Origin of the sequence: Pseudomonas sp. URMO17WK12:I9 (assembly GCF_900230165.1) — a bacterium.
Classification (GTDB): Bacteria; Pseudomonadota; Gammaproteobacteria; order Pseudomonadales; family Pseudomonadaceae; genus Aquipseudomonas; species Aquipseudomonas fulva.
Window position 1 is genome coordinate 1 of the sequence record NZ_OCMQ01000025.1, and the last position, 1,380, is coordinate 1,380.

A 1,380-nucleotide genomic window follows, 5' to 3' on the forward strand; every position below is an offset into this window, starting at 1 on the left:
GAAGTGGTTGATACCATGCTTCCAAGAAAAGCTCCTAAGCTTCAGATAACTGGGAACCGTACCCCAAACCGACACAGGTGGTTAGGTAGAGAATACCAAGGCGCTTGAGAGAACTCGGGTGAAGGAACTAGGCAAAATGGCACCGTAACTTCGGGAGAAGGTGCGCCGGCGAAGGTGAAGGGCTTGCCCCGTAAGCTTTTGCTGGTCGAAGATACCAGGCCGCTGCGACTGTTTATTAAAAACACAGCACTCTGCAAACACGAAAGTGGACGTATAGGGTGTGACGCCTGCCCGGTGCCGGAAGGTTAATTGATGGGGTTAGCGCAAGCGAAGCTCTTGATCGAAGCCCCGGTAAACGGCGGCCGTAACTATAACGGTCCTAAGGTAGCGAAATTCCTTGTCGGGTAAGTTCCGACCTGCACGAATGGCGTAACGATGGCGGCGCTGTCTCCACCCGAGACTCAGTGAAATTGAAATCGCTGTGAAGATGCAGTGTATCCGCGGCTAGACGGAAAGACCCCGTGAACCTTTACTATAGCTTTGCACTGGACTTTGAATTTGCTTGTGTAGGATAGGTGGGAGGCTTTGAAGTGGGGACGCCAGTTCTCATGGAGCCATCCTTGAAATACCACCCTGGCAACTTTGAGGTTCTAACTCAGGTCCGTTATCCGGATCGAGGACAGTGTATGGTGGGTAGTTTGACTGGGGCGGTCTCCTCCCAAAGAGTAACGGAGGAGTACGAAGGTGCGCTCAGACCGGTCGGAAATCGGTCGTAGAGTATAAAGGCAAAAGCGCGCTTGACTGCGAGACACACACGTCGAGCAGGTACGAAAGTAGGTCTTAGTGATCCGGTGGTTCTGTATGGAAGGGCCATCGCTCAACGGATAAAAGGTACTCCGGGGATAACAGGCTGATACCGCCCAAGAGTTCATATCGACGGCGGTGTTTGGCACCTCGATGTCGGCTCATCACATCCTGGGGCTGAAGCCGGTCCCAAGGGTATGGCTGTTCGCCATTTAAAGTGGTACGCGAGCTGGGTTTAGAACGTCGTGAGACAGTTCGGTCCCTATCTGCCGTGGACGTTTGAGATTTGAGAGGGGCTGCTCCTAGTACGAGAGGACCGGAGTGGACGAACCTCTGGTGTTCCGGTTGTCACGCCAGTGGCATTGCCGGGTAGCTATGTTCGGAAGAGATAACCGCTGAAAGCATCTAAGCGGGAAACTTGCCTCAAGATGAGATCTCACTGGGATCTTGAATCCCCTAAAGGGCCGTCGAAGACTACGACGTTGATAGGTTGGGTGTGTAAGCGCTGTGAGGCGTTGAGCTAACCAATACTAATTGCCCGTGAGGCTTGACCATATAACACCCAAGCAATTTGCT

At 52.9% G+C, this 1,380-nt stretch carries 1 rRNA gene; it reads left to right on the plus strand.

The window, feature by feature from the left end:
• Positions 1-1,359, plus strand: a 23S ribosomal RNA gene (locus tag CRP40_RS21665); the annotation flags it as partial.
• Positions 1,360-1,380 lie beyond the last annotated feature (21 nt).